This is a genomic window from Pseudomonas sp. QLc11A (assembly GCF_052112305.1).
Classification (GTDB): Bacteria; Pseudomonadota; Gammaproteobacteria; order Pseudomonadales; family Pseudomonadaceae; genus Aquipseudomonas; species Aquipseudomonas laurylsulfatiphila.
The window spans coordinates 1-243 of the sequence record NZ_JAVAJJ010000101.1 but is presented as its reverse complement, the minus strand read 5'-3'; the positions used below and the strand labels follow the sequence as shown (position 1 = coordinate 243).

Annotated in this window: 1 protein-coding gene; it reads right to left on the bottom strand. The window is 62.6% G+C overall.

Annotation, left to right across the window (positions count from 1 at the left end; translation table 11 throughout):
* On the bottom strand, positions 1–243 hold a 243-nt coding region (locus Q8X48_RS30075; RefSeq protein ID WP_407802701.1), incomplete at both ends, for an immunoglobulin-like domain-containing protein.

Sequence of the window (243 nt, the reverse complement as noted above, 5' to 3'; positions counted from 1 at the left end):
CGATGGTGATCACCTTGCCGCTGTCCAACGTCACGGTCACCGGACCGTTCTGCGCGGTGACCGGTTTGCCCTGGGCATCGGTCAGGGTCGCGGTGTAGGTGATGGTGCCGTTTTCGTCCACGCTCGGGGTGGCGGTCAGGGTCACGGTGGTGGTGTCGTTGACGTCGTTGACCGTGGTGGTCACTGGCGTTGTGTTTGGCGACACCAATTCCAGGTTGCCACCCACCGCGTCCTTGATGGATT